14 protein-coding genes and 1 tRNA gene are annotated in these 16,585 nt (G+C 55.1%); 6 read left to right on the top strand and 9 right to left on the bottom strand.

What is annotated here, in order from left to right; translation table 11 throughout:
• Positions 1-3: 3 nt before the first annotated feature.
• The 9 genes from GWQ44_RS14490 to GWQ44_RS14450 all read right to left on the bottom strand — a co-directional run bounded on the left by GWQ44_RS14490 (position 4) and on the right by GWQ44_RS14450 (position 11,137).
• Positions 4-1,293 (bottom strand): NAD(P)/FAD-dependent oxidoreductase, encoded by a 1,290-nt coding sequence (locus tag GWQ44_RS14490; RefSeq protein ID WP_085057457.1) that lies wholly within the window; start codon positions 1,291-1,293, stop codon positions 4-6.
• A gap of 2 nt (positions 1,294-1,295) precedes the next feature.
• Entirely contained in the window at positions 1,296-2,237 is a 942-nt protein-coding gene (locus GWQ44_RS14485; RefSeq protein ID WP_275927615.1) for an NAD-dependent epimerase/dehydratase family protein, read from the bottom strand.
• A 1,272-nt stretch (positions 2,238-3,509) separates the two neighbouring features.
• A complete protein-coding gene (locus GWQ44_RS14480; protein WP_275927614.1) occupies positions 3,510-4,250 on the bottom strand; it encodes an SDR family oxidoreductase in 741 nt (246 codons plus the stop codon).
• Positions 4,247-5,560, bottom strand: coding sequence for an FAD-binding oxidoreductase (locus GWQ44_RS14475; RefSeq protein WP_042940623.1), 1,314 nt, complete (start codon positions 5,558-5,560; stop codon positions 4,247-4,249). Before GWQ44_RS14475 ends, GWQ44_RS14480 begins: the two co-directional genes overlap by 4 nt.
• A complete protein-coding gene (locus GWQ44_RS14470) occupies positions 5,557-6,990 on the bottom strand; it encodes a UbiA family prenyltransferase (RefSeq protein WP_085057421.1) in 1,434 nt (477 codons plus the stop codon). Before GWQ44_RS14470 ends, GWQ44_RS14475 begins: the two co-directional genes overlap by 4 nt.
• A 408-nt stretch (positions 6,991-7,398) precedes the next feature.
• Positions 7,399-7,474, bottom strand: a tRNA-Phe gene (locus tag GWQ44_RS14465).
• A 104-nt stretch (positions 7,475-7,578) separates the two neighbouring features.
• Complete coding sequence (locus GWQ44_RS14460) at positions 7,579-7,851, bottom strand: oxidative damage protection protein (protein WP_016963290.1); 273 nt, start codon at positions 7,849-7,851, stop codon at positions 7,579-7,581.
• Positions 7,848-8,915 (bottom strand): A/G-specific adenine glycosylase, encoded by a 1,068-nt coding sequence (mutY, locus tag GWQ44_RS14455; RefSeq protein ID WP_103741098.1) that lies wholly within the window; start codon positions 8,913-8,915, stop codon positions 7,848-7,850. The genes GWQ44_RS14460 and mutY overlap by 4 nt, the downstream gene beginning before the upstream one ends.
• Entirely contained in the window at positions 8,912-11,137 is a 2,226-nt protein-coding gene (locus GWQ44_RS14450) for an AsmA family protein (RefSeq protein ID WP_275927613.1), read from the bottom strand. The genes mutY and GWQ44_RS14450 overlap by 4 nt, the downstream gene beginning before the upstream one ends.
• 342 nt (positions 11,138-11,479) lie before the next feature.
• Here GWQ44_RS14450 and GWQ44_RS14445 point away from each other — a divergent pair, with 342 nt between their 5' ends.
• The 6 genes from GWQ44_RS14445 (at position 11,480) to hisF (ending at position 16,542) form a co-directional block, all read left to right on the top strand.
• Positions 11,480-13,141 carry an OFA family MFS transporter gene (locus GWQ44_RS14445; RefSeq protein ID WP_016963293.1) on the top strand — a complete coding sequence of 554 codons (1,662 nt, stop codon included), beginning with the start codon at positions 11,480-11,482 and terminating at the stop codon, positions 13,139-13,141.
• Positions 13,142-13,335: 194 nt separating this feature from the next.
• Positions 13,336-13,929: an imidazoleglycerol-phosphate dehydratase HisB gene (gene hisB, locus GWQ44_RS14440; RefSeq protein WP_011058736.1), complete on the top strand. Its 594-nt coding sequence runs from the start codon at positions 13,336-13,338 to the stop codon at positions 13,927-13,929.
• Positions 13,929-14,567 carry an imidazole glycerol phosphate synthase subunit HisH gene (gene hisH / locus GWQ44_RS14435; protein ID WP_016963295.1) on the top strand — a complete coding sequence of 213 codons (639 nt, stop codon included), beginning with the start codon at positions 13,929-13,931 and terminating at the stop codon, positions 14,565-14,567. The genes hisB and hisH overlap by 1 nt, the downstream gene beginning before the upstream one ends.
• On the top strand, positions 14,568-14,828 hold the full coding sequence (locus tag GWQ44_RS14430) for a DUF2164 domain-containing protein (RefSeq protein WP_016963297.1): 261 nt from the start codon (positions 14,568-14,570) through the stop codon (positions 14,826-14,828).
• A gap of 100 nt (positions 14,829-14,928) precedes the next feature.
• Positions 14,929-15,678, top strand: a complete 750-nt coding sequence (gene hisA, locus GWQ44_RS14425) for a 1-(5-phosphoribosyl)-5-[(5-phosphoribosylamino)methylideneamino]imidazole-4-carboxamide isomerase (protein ID WP_047301103.1) — start codon at positions 14,929-14,931, stop codon at positions 15,676-15,678.
• 93 nt (positions 15,679-15,771) lie between these two features.
• Positions 15,772-16,542 (top strand): imidazole glycerol phosphate synthase subunit HisF, encoded by a 771-nt coding sequence (hisF, locus tag GWQ44_RS14420; RefSeq protein WP_020299543.1) that lies wholly within the window; start codon positions 15,772-15,774, stop codon positions 16,540-16,542.
• Positions 16,543-16,585 lie beyond the last annotated feature (43 nt).

Below are 16,585 nucleotides of genomic sequence, written 5' to 3'. Positions count from 1 at the left end.
GTTTTAGCACGCGGTAGCATCCTTCGCTAATTGTCTACCGAATCCAATACTTTCGGAAATCCCCCTGTCCTCAGGGTAGTAGTACGACGTGTCAGCAACCCACAGTCCATGGATCGGTAATGCTGCCGGGGGTAGGCTATCCAAGTACCCAGGATCGCATATAGGTTGTGCATGACGGTAGCGGTTTACACGAATCTCAATAAAGTCTTCAGTAGTCAGTGTTGGGTTGATTTTTTGTAGATATGCACGAGTCTTTTCGATAAAAATTTGGTCTGGGTCGGAAAATTTTTCGTGTTCGCCAGGCATATAAAATGGAATATAGATTATATGTTGATCTAGCGGGCGGAGATTTGAGTACTCGACTAGTCCAGGAATATCCATTTGTGGATCATTAGTGTTAAGCCAGAAGTTTTCGGTTAGGGTTTTGCGAAGTTTGGCAATGACGCAGACGACTGCAATATTTTTGAGAGAGCGGAATTTTTCTTGTATCTCTGTTGGTAAGCCAGGTATGATTTTTGGCACATAAGGTAGCGGAATGGTACTTATAACTTTTTCGAAGGGATGTTGTATTCCTGCGACTTCTACGCTAGTAACTCGTTCGCCAATAATATGCACGCAGTCGACTTTTGCTCTCAAGTGTATTTCGCCGCCAAGAGCCTCAATTTTTGTTTTCAATGCATCTAATAATGTTGTCGAGCCTCCTTCAAGGTAACCCAACTTTTCTCGGAACAGGCTATATCGAGATCGGCCAATCCGGCGAATTCGACTCCATATCCACGCGGCTGATAGCCCGCTGGCATAGTTATAAAATTTATAGTCAAATAGACGCCGCCATAAAACCTCCCACGCTTCTTCACCTACCCAGCGACGAATCCATACTGATGCTTCGATCTTGTCCAATTGTGTCCAATCATTACGCTTAGTAGATAGGAAGGCGTGTAGTCCGTAACGAATTTTTGCGATTAGTCCAAGACCGCGAAACCTCAGTAGAGCAATGGGGTTGCCCCAAGGTTGCAGTCGATCTTGGTACCAATAACCCATCTTTGTTTCGACCCAGCGCATTTTTTCGGCGAGGCCTAACTCAGTTAGTAACGTTAGGAATGCGTGATCTGAAATGCAATGAAAGTGGTAGTAACGTTCGATTGTCAAGCCGCTAAAATCAAAGCATGCCGTCATTCCACCAATGCGATCGTCAGCTTCGAACAAAATGGGTTTATGTCCGTCTTTTGCCAATTGATAAGCCACAGCGAGACCCATTGGACCTGCACCTAGAACTGCAATACGCTGCCCCATGTTCAAAACTCCAGTTCTACCTTGCTATAAATCGGATGATTGAAAGTTTCTTCCACTGCTCGAGAAAATGGGGTGTAGGAAACATCAAATATTTTAGGCCAGTTAATAATTTCGAATTCGTCTTTTGCAATTAATGCCGCGAGCTGCTGTGTAGTAAAAGGTGGGTTTCTGTCAAAAATTCCCCAAGTCCATAGCAGAGCATAAAAAAATCTATAAGGTATACGAGTAATGATGGTTTTGGCTTTTGTAGTTCTCTTGATCTCTTGAATTATGTCGATGTAATCAATTTTTTCGTGCCCTGAAATATTAAATGTTCCGTTTACTGTATGCGAATTTAGGCAGCTGATTATAATGTTGCAAAAGTCACCTACATATAAAGGTTGTCTAATATACTGTCCGTGACCAGGTATAGGGAATACTGGGGATTTTTTCATGAACCTAGAAAGCCAGCCAAGGTGCTTCCTGTCGAACCATCCAAACATCAGCGTGGGGCGGAGTATAGGGCAGAGTATGCCGCTCTCTAGCACCATTTGTTCCTGTGTCTTCTTTGTTTGTGTGTAAAAGTCATCGGCCACCGACATAACTACTGAGGAGCTAATGTGTATGAGTCGTGGAATTTTATTGATTTTTATTTGTTCAAGAATAATTCTTGTTGAATCTATGTTGTTGCGTATAAAGTCCTGAATGTCGTTTCCGCCTATTTGTGCTTGAAGCATTACAACGACATCGGCGCTGGCAAAATGCTGTTGCCAATCTCCCGCTATAGCCAAGTCAGCATAGACAGTATTGATCGTTGGTTGAATTTTTTTTAGTATGTTAAGGTTTGCTTGATGTTTATCAATAACAACTATGTTTTTATACCCTTTTTTTATTAGTCTTGCTATTAGGTTTTGCCCAACTAAACCTGCGCCGCCTGGCAGTAAAATTTTGCTGTTTAAATTCATTTTTTAAAAGCCAGATTAAAAAATTTAATAATGAAAGAAAGGCTCAATGTATAAATGACCCAGTTTACGGCTTCATCGAAGCAATATAGGGCAGTTCGCGCATATAGGAAACTGTTTAAATAGTGTGCTGCGAGAAGATACCAGAATGATAGCAATATCGCGGCAATAAGGATTTTGGTGTGAATGCGTGATTTTCTATTTGTGAATATTTTTAGTGCGGAAACGAGTGTCGGAATCGTTAGCATCAAGAATATTAAACGATAGTCCCAGTTGTTTCCGATAAAAAAAGTTCCTACGTAGATCAGCGCGCCGGCAAGAAAAAAACCTTTACCTTCTAGAGAATGAAGTTCTTGCTGGTTGATCTGTAGCAGTTTTTTGCTAATCAAATATGAGCATGCTGATGCTAGTATGAAAAAAGAGTTAATTATAATGTCAACGTAGATTGAAAAAACTATTGGAATATTTCCCTTGAGACGATTCGCGAAAACACTTCTTCCATATGAAAAATCCCCAGCTCTGGGTGTGGCATTGCTGATTAGTATTAGGTCCTGGTAGGTGATAATGAAATATGCTATGCATAAAAGTGTTGCTGTAATAAAGATCTTGGTAAGGTTTTTCTTTGTTGATGAGAAAATTATTATAGGAAGGCAGAAAAAAGGGAATATTTTTAGTACGGTTGATGAGGCTATAAGTAGTGCGGTGATTAGAGGGCGCTTATTTACATAGACTGCAGATGCTATGACTAGTAAGAATATTAGTAAGTCAATATTTCCTCTTTCAATGCCTAGCATTGCTGCGGGTGATATGGCGCAACATGTGATTAAAAGATTGGTTTGAAGGTTTTTACTTGTCTTCAGTAGTGTGAAAACTGCCACCAAATATGATGCGAGCATTAAGTAGCCGATTATATTTGTATGATTTTGATTGAGGCCGAAATAGAAAAGAGAGTGCCACACTCTCGGGTAATTCATAGGGTTTTTTGACCACATCATGGGGTTGTTCACTAATGGGTCGAATCCTCGATAGTAAGACTCTGCGCCAGCAGTTATAACTCGGGAGTCATTGAAGATAGGTTTGACTACCTGGACTCCTAGTGCGGACCATAACTCGTCATAATAAAAAAAGCAAAGGAAAATGAATAATGCAATTATGAAGAAAAATAGAGTTGAGTTGTGTTTTTTTAGTTGGTTCATATGTAATGACTCTATTCTGCTAGAAAGCCAATATTATTGTAAAATGTCTGATCTTGGTAGCTGTCGATGGAGCAGTTGTTTATAGATTTGTTCTCTTGAAGATAAAGTGTGGAATAAGTTTTATTATTAGCATGATTGCTTTCCAGAAGCCTGGAGCATAGAGAATAGTCGTTTTTTCTTCGATTCCTTTGATGATGCGCTTAGCTACTTGTTCGGGCTTGGCGATCAGTGCTGCTGGTAGTGGTAGGCCTTGGGTCATTGGGGTATCTACAAATCCGGGTTTGATATCGATGACGTGCACCCCGGCCTTGTATAAGCGAGCACTTAGCCCCTCGCAGAAAGTCGATACTGCTGCTTTGGCTGTACCATACAGATAGTTTGAAGGGCGTCCACGGTCGCCAGCAACAGAGGAAATCACTGCGAGTGTACCGCAATGCTGAGTCTCAAACTGTTTCGCCAAGAGGGTGAGAAGGCTGATAACGGAAGTACCGTTGATTGTGAACTCTCTGAGGGCCATCTCTACATCTTGTTCGCATAGTTGCTGATTCGGCAGCGTCCCGTGTGCGATTAGAGCAATGTCAATCTGCTTTAAGGCTGCAAGACATTGCGTTAGCATCTTCACATGGCTAGAAAAGTCTGAAACATCCATACTGTAGCATGTAGTGGCCGTGGCTCCGCGTGCCATCAGGTCTGCACCCGTCTGTTCAAGCTTTTCTTTATTGCGTGATACCAGAAAAAACTCTGCGCCTCGCTCTGCCCACATGCGTGCGCATGCTGTGGCAATAGCCGACGTTGCGCCAATAATCAAGACTCGTTTCATAGGATAACTCGTTTCCAAAAGCGGGACATCAAAGAGGGATCGCGAAGCGCTTCAAGCTTTTCCCAAGCAGGGTATGCCTTGCGGAAGTCGATGCCATTCATGTGAGCATCTTTAGCGGGATAAAGACGGCCACCAGCCTCGTGAACTATTTTGTCCAGGCGATCAAAAAGCGCAGCAAGGCTAGGGTTCTGCGGGAAGTCTAAGGCTAGTGAAGTGCCAGGTAGCGGAAATGACATCAGGCCGGGGGAGGCAATATTTCCGCAGCGTTTGAGCACGGCTAGGAAGGAACCCTGCCCTGATTTGGCAATGATCTTCAGAAGTTCTTTCGTTGCCGATTCGGCTGCTGCATCAGGTATCACGCATTGATATTGTTGAAAGCCTTTTCGTCCGTAAATTCGATTCCAGTGGAGAAGACTATCCAATGGGTAAAAGAAGGAGTCATAACTGCTGCGCTTAAACGTTTGCTTGGGGGGGTGGAAACGCCAATAGGTTTCGTTGAAGGCGCGTAGTGACAAGTTGTTGATCAGGGAGAAGCATGGGGTCAGTGGGATGCTCATCTTATGATGAGTTTCAATCTCCAGTGGGCCATAAGTTGCATGATCGCCAACAATGAATACTCCGCGCCCAGCATTATTGTCTTTAGCTAGGCAGTCTATCCACGCGACACTGTACTCATGTTGGTGATCTAGTTCCGCAGACAGCGTGAAGAACTCAGCCAGGTTGCTGAAGCGTACGACGCTGGTATCGATCTGACTGCTGCTAATTGGCATCAGTTGGATTTCTGTCCAGGCAATAATCCCCGTCAGGCCGAGTCCGCCAATGGTTGAGGCGTAGAGATCGGAGTTCTCTGTAAGAGAGCAGGTCAACATACCTTGATCGCTGCGCACTAGGCCAAAGCGGCGAATGTGATTGCCAAAGGTTCCACGCATATGGTGGTTTTTGCCATGTACGTCGTTAGCAATAGCTCCGCCTAGGGTGGCGAACTGGGTACCAGGTGTGACGCAGAGGAACCAGCCATGGGGAATTGCCAGGGCGAGGATTTCCGCAAGGGTCACCCCTGCTTCAGCTAGCACGGTCCCTTTTTGCCAATCGACATGTATAAAACGATCCAAGCTGCGCATATGCAGCGCCTGACTGCTAATTGCTAGACAGCTGTCGCCATAGCTTCGTCCGTTACCATATGGCAAGGTGCTGCCATAAGCATCGGTCAGCCTTGTGATTTGGTTCTGAAGTTCGCTGCGCCAGTGAAAGGTATGCGCAGTTTGTGGTGCGTAGGGGTACTTGCCCCATGAGTAAAGTAATTCGCTCATGCGGCAATCCAGAACACGAGGCCGAAAAGTGCGCCTACAATCAGGCTGACACGATCACGAATTGAAAAAACAACTGGATCGTCATGCATTTGTCCGCGATGGGTGAGCATCCATACTCGTGTTATCCAGAACAGCAGTAAGGGGCAGGAAATCCAAATTAATTGTGGATGAGCGTAAAGCCCAGTGCTGGACTGGTCATGGATATACAGCGCTAAAACCATCACTGCAAGATAGCCAGATGCTGCTCCCAAGGATGAAAGCATTTCAAGATCCGAAGGAAAATAACCTCGTCCTCGCGTTTTTTCGATATGTCCCTTGTGTCGAGCTTGATTCAGCTCAGCATAGCGCTTTACGAGTGCAAGACTAAGGAAGATGAACATTGAAAAAGCGAGCATCCAAAAGGTCAGGTCGAGGTTAAATGCTGCTGCGCCGGCGATAAGGCGAATGGTATAAAGGGTTGCTAGAGCGATTACGTCGATTGCCATATGTCGCTTTAATGACAATGAATAGACTAAGGTTAAAAAATAGTAAGTCAGTAGTGTTGCAGAGAACTGCCATGGCAGTAATAAAGTTGCGCCAGAAAATGCACCAGCCAGTAATAATGGGAAGGTAAGCAATCCCGATTTTATCGATAAACGTCCAGCTGCGAATGGGCGATTTCGCTTGGTGGCGTGATGGCGATCATCGGCTAGATCCAGTAGGTCGTTAAGCAAATAGACACTGGAAGCGCATAGTCCAAATAGCATGAAGGCTAGTATGCCTTGCCATAGCAATGAAATATTGGTCAGCTGATGCGCCGCTAACAGCGGAACAAAAATTAGTAGGTTTTTCATCCACTGGTGTAAGCGTAGCGCTTTCAGCCAATCTTTATATCCCAGAGGATTGGAGTGCACGACTTGTTCGACGTTGCCTTGGGCCTTTGCGCGCCGCTCTACACCATGTTCTGGATTGATGACATAAGCCTTGCGAGCTTTAGACCAGACTGGAAGATCGTCACTGGAGTTGCCTACGTAATCGAAACCCTGCTCGCCGTAGTGTTCTACTAGTAAGTCACGCTTGTAATGTGAGGACAGATTTCGTTTACCGTCAGACGCCAGTACTTGGTCAAAAAGTTGCAAGTGCTCAGCAATGCGTTCAGCCAAAGTGTGGTGACTAGCTGTCGCCAGCACGATTTTCCGCCCATGACTTCGTTCAAGCTTGATCAGAGCAATGACCTCAGGGTCATATGGCAGTACGCTAATATCCATATCTGTTGCGCAGGCAAGTCCTTCCTTCAGGGCCGCTTTGCCCTTGACCAGCCATCCGAAGGGTTTGAACAGTTTTAGCGGTTGAAGTCGTATATAGGCCATGCCCGTTTCCAAAAGCAAGTCGGAGCGTAGCAGGGTGCCATCGAGATCAACTACTAAGGGGGGGGGCGAAAAGGCGGTCAAAGGAGCTATTCCCTAATTGTTGGTTAAGTAGTGCTGTGCCTGCGTAATGAATTCAAGATAGTGGCGTAGGATATTGTAACGACGTGGGCAGGTATCCAATCGGCTGGAGTTGTACGCCCGATGTAGGTCTCTTCTTGCTCGAATTTTATGTCTTTATTTTCGAGCTCTGGTCGTTTTCTATGTAAATCAGTCACTTCTGCCGGAAGCGCTTGTCAGGGTGGGGCGTTCGGTTGAAGGCATCATATCATTCCGCAAGGAGTGCCTGAACATGATACGGAGAACCTGCTTGGAATGGTCTGTGTCTTTCTACAATTAGATTCGTAGAATCCTTTAGGCAACAAAAAACCCGCACTAGGCGGGTTTTTTGGTTGCTCTCACGTGGTGCAGACACCACCTGAAAGCTGAAGGTGGTGCCCAGAGACGGAATCGAACCGCCGACACGGGGATTTTCAATCCCCTGCTCTACCGACTGAGCTATCTGGGCAACGGGGCGCATTAAACGGGTTTTTCAGGGGGGCGTCAAGCAAGTTTTGAAAAAAAGTTTAATTATTACCGCCGCTTACGTTCCGCCCCCGATTTTCCGTGGGTTTACTCCGCCGGCGGGACGTAGCCTTCGGCCTTGGCGTATTCCTCGCCGGAGAAAAATTTGTCCATCTCGCCCTGCAGATATTTGCGGTCTTCGGCATTCATCATGTTCAGGCGCTTTTCGTTGATCAGCAGGGTTTGGTGTTTCTGCCAGTCGGCCCAGGCCTTGGCCGAGACGTGTTCGAAAATATCCTGGCCTTTGGCGCCCGGGTACGGGGGGCGTTCCAGGCCCGGCAGTTGTTCCTGGTATTTGCGGCACATTACGGTGCGGGTCATGACGACTCTCCTGCATTCAAGACTTCGGCCGCGCGTTTGAGCAGTGTTTTCACCGGGGCGGCAAGGCCCAGGCGCGGCGGGGTGGCGAGGTTATACCAGAGCCAATCGGCCTCGGCGACGTGCAGGGCCGACTCTTCGACCCGGATCAGCCAGGGCTCGATGGCCAGTTGGAAGTGACTGAAGGTGTGGACCAACTCAGGCATCTGCTGTTGCTGGCCCAGCTCCAGGGAGTGCTGCAGAGCCAGGTGCGGGATGTCGTCCGGGCCATCCAGTTCCGGCAGGCTCCACAAGCCGCCCCAGAGGCCGCTGGAGGGGCGCCGGTAAAGCAGGATGGCGCCTTCGCGGTTGGCCAGCAACGGCATCAGGGTGCGCTTCTGCGGCACCTCCTTGCGCGGCTTGGGAATCGGGTAGCGGGTTTCCAGGCCGAGCATGTGGGCTTCGCAGCCGCGTTCCAGGGGGCACAGCAGGCAGCTGGGCTTGCTCCGGGTACAGAGGGTCGCCCCCAGGTCCATCATCGCCTGGGTGTAGTGGTTGACCCGGCTGTGGGGCGTGAAGCGTTCCGCAGTGGCCCACAGCTGCTTGGCCACCTTGGGTTCCCCCGGGTAGCCCTCCTGGGCGGTGAAGCGTGCCAGTACCCGCTTGACGTTGCCGTCGAGGATCGGCGCCCGCAGGCCCATGCTGATGCTGGCGATGGCGCCAGCGGTGGACAGGCCGATGCCGGGCAGCTCGGTGAGTTTTTCCACATCGCGGGGGAACTCGCCGCCGTACTCGGCCATGACGATCTTCGCGGTCTTTTGCAGGTTGCGCGCCCGGGTGTAGTAGCCCAGGCCGGTCCACAGGTGCAGCACTTCGTCTTCCGGGGCTTCGGCCAGGGCCTGCACCGTGGGCAGCGAGGCCATGAAGCGGTCGAAGTAGTTGAGCACGGTGCTGACCTGGGTCTGTTGCAGCATGATCTCCGACACCCACACCCGATACGGGTTGATGTCCTGCTGCCAGGGCAGGTCATGGCGGCCGTGGCGGTCGTACCAGTCCAGCACCGCCGGTGCAAAGGCCTCGGCTCTCATCGTTTGAACAGCCCCTTGAGTGCGTTTTTCAGTTCCGGGCTGACCTTGTCACCCAGTTTTTCGTCGATCTTCTGTTGCAGGCGGTCACCGGCCAGTTTGGCGGCAACCTGGCCCAGGCCGTCCTTGTCCAGGCGGCAGGCCTTGGCCCCCAGTTCCAGCGGGCCGCGGCAGCGCAGGGGCAGTTCAACGCCGGTGAAGCGTTCACCGACCTGGCAGGCCGGGTCCGGGTTGTCGCTGAGGTCGCCCTCGACGACGATGCCGACCCGGTAGTCCATGCCCAGTACCCGCAGGTCGATATCGCCATTGCCGTTGACGCTCAGGCCGGGGATGCGCACTTTCAGGTCCGGGTTGCTGGCCACGCCGTTGCGCAGCGTCAGGTTGCCCTTGAGCTCCTGGAACGGTGTGTCCTTGCCCCGTGGCGTGTTGCTGAGGTTCTTGCGGTTGAGCACGGCGATGCCCTGGCACAGTTGCTGTTCGATATTGGCGTTGAGCAGCACGCCGTTGTTGATGGCGAAACTGGCCGTGCCGTTGAGGCTGTCGATCAGCGCCTTTTGGCTGTTGCCGCTGCCGCTGAGGTTGCTGTTCAGGGTCACCAGGCCTTTGACCGGAGGATTCTGGCCCTGGCTTTCGAGGATGCGTTCCACCGGCACCCGGTTGATCTTGGTCTGCAGGTTCAACTGCGGTGTGCTCTGGCGCACATCGAGGTTGCCGCTGGCTTCGAAGCTGCCGTTGTACAGCTCGCCGCGCAGGCTGGACAGCTTGAGCAGGCCGCCCTGGCCGCTGGCCTTGAGCGCGGCGTTTTGAATCGGCAGCTTGTCCAGGGTCAGTTGGCCGAAGCTCAGGTCGGCGTCGACGTCGAGCTTGTTCAGGCGCTCCACCGGCAGCAGTTTGTCGGTGCTCCAGGCGCCCTTGGTCGGCGAGTTGGGCAGCGGCGTGGTGCCGGCGCCGGCCATGGCGTCAGCTTCGCTGCTCTGCACTTCGGCCTTGCGCGCGCTGCTGGCGCTGTTGGCTTCGGCGGACTTGGGCGGCAGGTAGCGGTCGACATTGAAGGTGTCGGCCTTGAGCTGGGCGCGCAGGGATTGCTTGTCGAAGTCCTCGATGGCCAGGCGTCCGCTGAAGGTGCTGTCGTCGAGCTTCAGGTTCAGGTCTTCCAGGGCCAGGCTGCTGGGCGTGCCTTGCAGGCGGCTGACCAGCTCGACCTTGCTCAGGCTGCCTTCGGCCATGGCCGGCAGGGTCTGGCCGATGCCGTCGACGAACTTCGCCAGGTCGAACTGGGCGATGGAAATGCCGCCGCTGATCTGCGGGGTCTTGTCCAGGTCGTTGACCTTCAGCTCGCCCAGGGCGCGCAGTTGGTTGAAGGAGACTTTAAGACCGGTCCACTGGCCGACGTTGGCGGCCTTGTCCAGCAACAGCTGGCCCTGGGCGGCGAAGGTCACGGTCTTGCCTTGCAGCGGGTCGCCGGTGGCCTCGCCGGACAGGCGCATGTCTTCGAACTGGTAGCGCTGCAGGGCGCGGTCGAAGCGCAACTCGCCATTGAGCTCGGTGCGCACGCGCACGGCTGGCTGGTTGCTGGCCAGGAATGCGGTGAGCTTGAGCGGAGTGTTGGTGGCTTCGTGAATTGGCCCGGTGCTCAGTTGAATGCTCTCGGCGGTGAACTGCTTGCCGGTCTGTTCGTCGTTGTACTCCACCCGGGCGTTGTTCACGGTCAGGCTGTCGATGTCCAGGCGGATCGGCTGTGAAGACTTGTCCGAACCGGTGCCGGGCGGGCTCGCTTCGCCGGTGCTGGTGGCCGGGATTTCGGCCTGCTTGTCGGTCGGGGCGGCCTTGCCGATGTCCTGCCAGTTGCCATGGCCTTCCTTGTTGCGGGTCAGGCGCAGGTTCAGGCCTTCGACCCGCACATCGCTCATCTGCACTTCGCGGCGCAGCAGCGGCAGGACGCGCACCGACAGGCCGAGCATCTGCAGGTCGGCGAAGGGTTGGCTCGGGTTGGCCAGGGTGGCCACGCCGGCGTCGTGCAGCTCTAGGCCAAGCCAGGGGAACAGGCTCCAGCCGATATCGCCATTGAGCGTCAGCTCGATGTGGGCCTTGTCGCGGGCAATCTGGCGAATCTCGTCTTTGTAATCGTTGGGATCAAACAGGTGGGTCAGGGCGAAGCCCAGAGCCACGATGATCAGCAACAGCCCGAGAATTACCAGACCCAGGATTTTGCCGAACGCTTTCATGGGCGAGTCCTTGTATGTCGAATTCAAAATTTAGCCGGGGAGTATAGCGCTCTGAACCTGACGGCTGGTCAGCCATTGCAGTCAGAGGTTTTTCGTTTTGGCGGGGGACTTTTGGCCAGTGGCCCGGCTTGCGGACAGCACAGTTGTCGGAAAAAAGGTGAGGGCAGTTTGGTTTTTTAGTTTGTCGCAAATGGTAACCTCTCGCGGTTCATCCGTCCTTCCGCGACTTTTTGTCGCGCCTGCCAAAAGGAAGCTTTACTCATAAAACGACCGTGCCCGCGTGCCTAAGGTCGTCGCAGAGGAGTGGCCGATGAACAATTCTAATAATTGGGGGAAACAACCATGAGCACTAGCAACGCGGTGGCCAGTTCGACCGCTCAGCCAGCGTTCTTGTCCAAAGAACGCATCATCGCCAAGCCCGGTTTCAACCGCTGGCTGGTTCCACCGGCCGCTCTGGCCATTCACCTGTGCATCGGCATGGCCTACGGCTTCTCGGTGTTCTGGCTGCCACTGTCCAAGGCGCTGGGCATCAGCGCGCCGGTGGCTTGCGCACCGGACATGGGTTTTATCGCGCAGATCTTCTCGTCCCAGTGCGACTGGCCGATCTCCATGCTCGGCTGGATCTACACCCTGTTCTTCATCTTCCTCGGCTGTTCGGCGGCGATCTGGGGCGGCTGGCTGGAACATGCCGGGCCGCGCAAGGCCGGTGTGGTGTCGGCACTGTGCTGGTGCGGCGGCCTGCTGATCTCGGCCCTGGGGGTGTATACCCACCAGATCTGGCTGATGTGGATCGGCTCCGGGGTGATCGGCGGTATCGGCCTGGGCCTGGGCTACATCTCGCCGGTATCGACCCTGATCAAGTGGTTCCCGGACAAGCGCGGCATGGCCACCGGCATGGCGATCATGGGCTTTGGCGGCGGCGCCATGGTCGGCGCGCCCCTGGCGGCGGCGCTGATGAGTCACTTCGCCACGCCGACCAGCGTTGGCGTGTGGCAGAGCTTTTTGGTGATGGCGGCGATCTACTTCGTGTTCATGATCGGCGGCGCCCTGGCTTATCGGGTTCCACCGACCGGCTGGAAGCCTGAAGGCTGGACCGCACCGGCGAAAAAAGCCGCCAACGCGATGATCACCCACCGCCATGTGCACGTGAACGTGGCCTGGAAGACCCCGCAGTTCCGCCTGGTCTGGCTGGTGCTGTGCCTCAACGTATCGGCCGGTATCGGCATCCTCGGGATGGCTTCGCCGCTGCTGCAGGAAGTGTTCGCCGGCAAGCTGCTGGGCAACGGTCTGACCTTCAGCCAGCTGGATGCCGGGCAACTGGCGCAGATCGCCGCCATCGCGGCCGGCTTCACCGGTCTGTTGAGCCTGTTCAACATTGGCGGGCGGTTCTTCTGGGCGTCGTTCTCCGACTACCTGGGCCGCAAGAACACCTACTTCGTGTTCTTCGCCCTGGGCTTTGCCCTGTATGCGCTGATTCCGAACCTCGGTCACCTGGGCAATATCGCCCTGTTCGTGGCGGCGTTCTGCATCATCCTGTCGATGTACGGCGGTGGTTTCGCTACGGTGCCGGCCTACCTGGCCGACCTGTTCGGCACGCAGATGGTGGGGGCGATCCACGGTCGCCTGCTGACCGCCTGGGCGGCGGCGGGCGTACTGGGCCCGGTGCTGGTGAACTACCTGCGCGAGTACCAGCTGAGCATCGGCGTCGAGCGTGCCGCGGCGTATGACATCACCCTGTACATCCTCGCCGGCCTGCTGGTGCTGGGCTTCCTGTGCAACCTGCTGGTGCGTCCGGTGGCCGACAAGTACTTCATGACCGACGAGCAACTGGCGGCCGAGCAGGCCCTGGGCCATGACAAGGGCGCCGACAGCAGCGTCGTGCTGGAGTGGAAGGCGTCGTCCGCCAGCTTGCCGGTGGTGGTCGCTGCCTGGTTGGTCGTGGGCATTCCCCTGGCCTGGGGTGTGTGGGTGACCTTGCAGAAGACCGCAGTGCTGTTCCATTAAGGGCTGCGCCGGCAAGCCAGCTCCTGCGTGGGGGCCGGCTTGTCGGCGGACGCATCACACTGCTTGTCATGACAGGTACAGCCCCGCATTTATTGGCTGGCGCCCGTCAGGATATTGTCCAGCGTGTTTCTGTTTAGCCGCCGTCGGGCCTATACTATTCGCCTTTTTCGCCCAATGATTTTGCGGAGCTGGTGATGGCCGAACGTAAGGCATCTGTCGAGCGCGACACTCTGGAAACCCAGATCAAAGCCTCGATCAACCTGGATGGCACCGGAAAGGCCCGATTCGATATCGGCGTGCCCTTCCTTGAGCACATGCTGGACCAGATCGCCCGGCACGGGCTGATCGACCTGGACATCGAAAGCAAGGGCGACCTGCATATCGACGACCACCACACCGTGGAGGATGTCGGTATCACCCTCGGCCAGGCGTTCAGCAAGGCCATTGGCGACAAGAAAGGCATCCGTCGCTACGGCCATGCCTATGTGCCGCTGGATGAAGCCCTGTCCCGCGTGGTGATCGACTTCTCCGGCCGTCCCGGCCTGCAGATGCACGTACCCTTCACCCGCGCCACCGTCGGCGGTTTCGACGTTGACCTGTTCCAGGAGTTCTTCCAGGGCTTCGTCAACCACGCCAACGTGACCCTGCACATCGACACCCTGCGCGGCACCAACACGCACCACCAGATCGAGACCGTGTTCAAGGCCTTCGGCCGTGCACTGCGCATGGCGGTGGAGCTGGACGAGCGCATGGCCGGCCAGATGCCGTCCACCAAGGGCGTGCTGTAATGCAGACCGTCGCCGTTATCGACTACGGCATGGGCAACCTGCACTCGGTGGCCAAGGCCCTGGAGCACGTGGGCGCCGGCAAGGTACTGATCACCAGCGATGCCAACGTGATTCGCGAAGCCGACCGGGTGGTGTTTCCCGGCGTGGGCGCGATTCGCGACTGCATGGCCGAGATCCGTCGCCTGGGCTTCGATTCCCTGGTGCGTGAAGTCAGCCAGGATCGTCCGTTTCTCGGGATCTGCGTGGGCATGCAAGCCTTGCTCGACCACAGCGAAGAGAACGAGGGCGTTGACTGCATCGGCCTGTTTCCCGGCCAGGTGAAATTCTTCGGCAAGGGCCTGATCGAGGACGGCGAGCACCTGAAGGTGCCGCACATGGGCTGGAACGAAGTGCAGCAAGCGGTGGATCACCCGCTGTGGCACAACATTGCGGACCGGGCGCGCTTCTACTTCGTGCACAGCTACTACATCCATGCCGGTAACGCGCGGCAGGTGGTGGGCAGCGGCCACTACGGGGTGGACTTTGCCGCGGCGCTGGCCGACGGCTCGCGTTTCGCCGTGCAGTTCCACCCGGAAAAGAGCCACACCCACGGCCTGCAGTTGCTGCAGAACTTCGCCGCCTGGGACGGTCGCTGGTAAATGGCGATCAAGAAATCCAAGCCGCCGATCCTGAACCTCACTGCCGAACAGGAGAGTGAGGCGACGCACAAGATCAAGCGCTTCATGGAGGAGCGCTTCGAGCTCGACCTGGGCTCGTTCGAGGCGGCGGAGATTCTTGAGCTGTTTACCCGGGAAATTGCTCCGCACTATTACAACCGGGCGATTTTCGATGTGCAGGCGCACCTCAAAGAGAGGTTCGAAAGCATCGAAAGCGACCTGTGGGCGCTCGAGAAAAATTAGGGCAGCGGCAAGCTTCAAGCTGCAAGCTGCAAGAAGTAGACACGCGTGCGCGCTTGCAGCTTATGGCTTGCAGCTTGCAGCTCTTTGACGAAGGAAAAGCATGCTAATCATTCCCGCTATCGATCTTAAAGACGGTGCCTGTGTACGTCTGCGTCAGGGCCGCATGGAAGATTCCACAGTGTTCTCCGATGACCCGGTGAGCATGGCCGCCAAGTGGGTTGAAGGGGGTTGCCGTCGTCTGCATCTGGTGGACCTCAACGGCGCCTTCGAAGGCCAGCCGGTGAACGGCGAGGTGGTCACGGCCATCGCCAAGCGCTACCCGAACCTGCCGATCCAGATCGGTGGCGGCATCCGTTCCCTGGAAACCATCGAGCACTACGTCAAGGCTGGCGTGAGCTACGTGATCATCGGCACCAAGGCGGTCAAGGAGCCGGAGTTCGTCGCCGAGGCCTGCCGCGCGTTTCCGGGCAAGGTCATCGTCGGCCTGGACGCCAAGGACGGTTTCGTCGCCACCGACGGCTGGGCTGAAGTCAGCAGCGTGCAAGTGATCGACCTGGCCAAGCGCTTCGAAGCCGACGGCGTGTCCGCCATCGTTTATACCGACATCGCCAAAGACGGCATGATGCAGGGCTGCAACGTGCCGTTCACCGCAGCCCTGGCGGCGGCCACCAAGATCCCGGTGATCGCGTCGGGCGGTATCCACAACCTGGGCGACATCAAGGCCCTGCTGGATGCCAAGGCTCCGGGGATCATCGGCGCTATCACGGGCCGCGCGATTTATGAGGGCACGCTGGATGTGGCAGAGGCCCAGGCCTTTTGTGATGGCTACGCGGCCAGCTCCAAGCCTTAAGCGGGCAGCGGCCAGTTGGCAGCGTGACCGCGATCCGCTCCTGCTTGCCGCTTGAAGCTTGTCGCTTGCAACTCTTAATCGGAGATTAAGCCCATGGCCTTAGCCAAACGCATCATCCCTTGCCTGGACGTGGACAACGGCCGGGTGGTCAAGGGCGTCAAGTTCGAGAACATCCGTGACGCCGGCGATCCGGTGGAAATCGCCCGTCGCTACGACGAGCAGGGTGCAGACGAAATCACCTTCCTCGACATCACCGCCAGCGTCGATGGCCGCGATACCACCTTGCATACCGTCGAGCGCATGGCCAGCCAGGTTTTCATCCCGCTGACCGTGGGCGGCGGCGTGCGCACCGTGCAGGACATCCGCAACCTGCTCAATGCCGGCGCGGACAAGGTTTCGATCAACACCGCGGCGGTGTTCAACCCCGAGTTCGTCGGTGAAGCGGCGCAGCATTTCGGCTCGCAATGCATCGTGGTCGCCATCGACGCCAAGAAAGTCTCCGGCCCGGGCGAAACCCCGCGCTGGGAAATCTTCACCCACGGCGGACGCAAGCCCACCGGGCTGGACGCGGTGGAGTGGGCGAAGAAGATGGAAGGCCTGGGCGCCGGTGAAATCCTCCTGACCAGCATGGATCAGGACGGCATGAAAAACGGCTTCGACCTGGGCGTGACCCGAGCCATCAGCGATGCCCTGGGGATTCCGGTGATCGCCTCCGGCGGCGTCGGCAACCTGCAGCATCTGGCCGACGGCATCCTTGAAGGCCACGCCAGCGCGGTGCTGGCGGCAAGTATTTTCCACTTCGGCGAATACACGGTTCCCGAGGCCAAGGCCTACATGGCGCAGCGCGGGATCGTGGTGCGATAGCCACTGGACAGCATGGCGTGCTCACGGCACTCTTGAGCACGCC

This window comes from Pseudomonas sp. 3MA1 (assembly GCF_029237275.1).
In the GTDB taxonomy this organism is placed as follows: Bacteria; Pseudomonadota; Gammaproteobacteria; order Pseudomonadales; family Pseudomonadaceae; genus Aquipseudomonas; species Aquipseudomonas fluorescens_AP.
This window is presented reverse-complemented; position numbering and strand designations above follow the sequence as displayed.

Bases quoted from the DNA above. Each gene is read 5' to 3' on its own strand.
- mutY (WP_103741098.1), bottom strand. From the start codon at position 8,915: ATGAGAGCCGAGGCCTTTGCACCGGCGGTGCTGGACTGGTACGACCGC.
- GWQ44_RS14430 (WP_016963297.1), top strand. From the start codon at position 14,568: ATGGCGATCAAGAAATCCAAGCCGCCGATCCTGAACCTCACTGCCGAA.
- GWQ44_RS14480 (WP_275927614.1), bottom strand. From the start codon at position 4,250: ATGAAACGAGTCTTGATTATTGGCGCAACGTCGGCTATTGCCACAGCA.
- hisH (WP_016963295.1), top strand. From the start codon at position 13,929: ATGCAGACCGTCGCCGTTATCGACTACGGCATGGGCAACCTGCACTCG.
- GWQ44_RS14490 (WP_085057457.1), bottom strand. From the start codon at position 1,293: ATGGGGCAGCGTATTGCAGTTCTAGGTGCAGGTCCAATGGGTCTCGCT.
- hisA (WP_047301103.1), top strand. From the start codon at position 14,929: ATGCTAATCATTCCCGCTATCGATCTTAAAGACGGTGCCTGTGTACGT.
- GWQ44_RS14445 (WP_016963293.1), top strand. From the start codon at position 11,480: ATGAGCACTAGCAACGCGGTGGCCAGTTCGACCGCTCAGCCAGCGTTC.
- GWQ44_RS14450 (WP_275927613.1), bottom strand. From the start codon at position 11,137: ATGAAAGCGTTCGGCAAAATCCTGGGTCTGGTAATTCTCGGGCTGTTG.
- GWQ44_RS14475 (WP_042940623.1), bottom strand. From the start codon at position 5,560: ATGAGCGAATTACTTTACTCATGGGGCAAGTACCCCTACGCACCACAA.
- hisF (WP_020299543.1), top strand. From the start codon at position 15,772: ATGGCCTTAGCCAAACGCATCATCCCTTGCCTGGACGTGGACAACGGC.
- GWQ44_RS14485 (WP_275927615.1), bottom strand. From the start codon at position 2,237: ATGAATTTAAACAGCAAAATTTTACTGCCAGGCGGCGCAGGTTTAGTT.
- hisB (WP_011058736.1), top strand. From the start codon at position 13,336: ATGGCCGAACGTAAGGCATCTGTCGAGCGCGACACTCTGGAAACCCAG.
- GWQ44_RS14460 (WP_016963290.1), bottom strand. From the start codon at position 7,851: ATGACCCGCACCGTAATGTGCCGCAAATACCAGGAACAACTGCCGGGC.